Consider the following 2409-nt stretch of genomic DNA (forward strand, 5'->3'; position numbering starts at 1 on the left):
GTTGATTCTTTACGGGCCCTTAGCTTGGCGTTTATGCAGCTTTGCTGCTTGTGATGGCTGCCGCGAGGTTTGGTTTGTCATGCTTCCCGATGGGGTGCTCGCGTGCGCGGTGCTTGTTCTTCGTGCCGGTTGGCCGACCGGGGCCTGCGGTGCTGGGTTTCGGTGCGCTGGCCGGCTGAGGGGTTTTCCCGTGGAGGCGGCGAAATCCTCGGCGGACACGCGCTGGCGTGAGGCGCCCTTGACGTGCGGGCCGCTCCCAGGGTTTACGGAGATCTTCTGCGAGGGGCCGGGCAAGGCGAAGTTGCGTGTGGGCGGCAATGACGAGCCAGGTCCAGCGGTCGGCGGCGGCCGGTTCGCGGAGTTTGGGCGTGGTCCACCCCAGCGTCTGCTTGAACATCCTGAAGGTGTGCTCGAGATCGAATCTCCGCAGGAACGCCTGCCAGAGCCGGTCCACATCCCCGGCAGAAGCAGTGGTAGCCGACCACCACAGCCAGATGGGCCTGGGACTGCGGTCGCCGCGGAGGTGGTCGACCTGAAGACGGATGACGGTGCCTTCGATGACAGGCAACTCTCCTTCGGGGTGGTCTGCCCAGGCCGAGCGCCGGACCAGCAGCGGGTGCAGCCGGTCCCAGGCAGTGGCGACGGCCTTCCCGTAGTGGGTGGTGTCGGTCTCCGTGGTGACGGACGGGACCGGCTGAGTGGCCGCGACCTCGAACGCGAACTCCGCCCCGCGCTTGGGCTTGCGCCCGACTTTGCCTGCCGGCTGCGGCGGGGGCGGGAAGTACAGGACGCGGTCCGAACGCATCCGTCCCAGCAGCTCAACGGGCAGATCCGCTAACAGGAAAGCCAGGCGGGTCACGTCATAGCCGGCATCGACACGATCAGGACGGGCAGGTCACCGATCTGCCACTGTCCTGTCACATACAGCCGCTGGAACACCTCCCGGACCTGGGCGGCGGTGACGGCGATCGCGTCGTCCCACGGACACAACCGGACCACGTCCAGCACGGCAGTCCACGACGTCCGCCCCGGCTCCAGAGCGGCAATGAAGGAGTAGGGCCACCCGGGGATCATCTGGGCCGAGCCCCTGCCCCGACCATACGTGTGACAGAACAGCCGGTCCGGGCTCGTATTCGCATCCGGCCGCAGCCAGTTGCTGACATCGACCGCCAGGACCAGCCGCCCCTCCGCCGTCCGGGGAAGCGGCAGCCCCGCCAGCGCCCTGCGCAGCCGGGACAGCTCCAGATGCCCGCGGTTCAACCCGCCGTACAACGCACCATGCCCACGCTGATGCTCAGGCGCCAGAGACAGCTCGACCAACGTCTTCACCGGGCCGTCCGCACACAGCAAGGCGTCACTCAGCTCGAACAACGCGTCGGGCCTCTGGGTCAGGCAGGCATAGAACTCCGTTCGGAAGCATGACAGTTCGGCAAACGCATCCCGCGGGACATCCCGCTGCAGCAGACTCATCGCTACGGCCTTCGTACTGGTCAAGTGCTTCTGTGACGGAGCACAGGATCAGGCGAAGGCCGCTCTCACGTCAGGCACTCGGCCGAAATCGTCAGCAAGTTCGAGGCCATGTTCGACCGCGGACGATAAACGCCAAGCTTAGGCCGTATTTCCGCGGGGGTCGGGTCCTCCGAGTCGGCCAAGCGCCGTCCGTCAGAGGTCCAGCGCAGGATCACGGTGACAGTGAACCAGTTGGTCTCGACCGGGATCTCGCTGACACCCTTGCCTGTCAGCCCGAGGAATCCGCTGCACACCGCCACGGTGGCCTCGTGCGGGTTGTAGCTGCGGAAGGTGCTTCCGGCAGGCAGGGTGCGGCTCAGGACACCACGGCGACGACGCGCCTGTACCGGTGTTTCAGTCCGGTCCATGGATGGGCGCGAGAGCGGCGTGAAGCCTGTCTGGGCGCTGATGAAGCCCACCAGGCGCCATGCCCCAGTTCAGGAGCGTCGTACACCCAGGTCCGGTGGGCGGGTTCAGGCAGCGAAGGCGATGTAGGTACCGAGAGTGAGGCCGGAGAACGTGACGAGCTGGCGAGGCTCGGGGCAGGTAAAGACTGCATGCATGCCGATGCCGGCAGCGACCGCGTACGGCCTTGCCGCCGGGACGAGCAGCCCAGGCGGCAGCGCGATTCTCGAGCGTGGAGCCCTGGGCCTATGTCAGCGGTGCGACAGCCGAACTCCTTCTTCAACGCCCGTTCGAGCAGGTGTAGGGAGCAGGAGAGGCGGACCTGGCGGCGGATCGTCACCGTGGGACCATCCCCGCGGGCGCGTCCCTGTAGCGCCTGGGCGTCCAGTGTCATCAGCCAGGCTTCGCCACCCCACCGGACGCCCAGTGGTCACCCGAAAGTGAGTAACAGCGACGGCGCCCTGGTCACCACCCCGACGCCGTACGGGGCGGCGG

General features: G+C 67.1%; 1 protein-coding gene and 1 pseudogene. Both read right to left on the bottom strand.

Annotated features, from left to right (window positions below):
* Window positions 1-31: 31 nt before the first annotated feature.
* Window positions 32-1470: pseudogene (locus tag ACWEBX_RS39205) on the bottom strand (NF041680 family putative transposase).
* A gap of 65 nt (window positions 1471-1535) precedes the next feature.
* Window positions 1536-1928, bottom strand: a complete 393-nt coding sequence (locus ACWEBX_RS39210; RefSeq protein ID WP_451889480.1) for a hypothetical protein — start codon at window positions 1926-1928, stop codon at window positions 1536-1538.
* Window positions 1929-2409: the final 481 nt, after the last annotated feature.

It is taken from the genome of Streptomyces sp. NPDC005070, assembly GCF_053600395.1.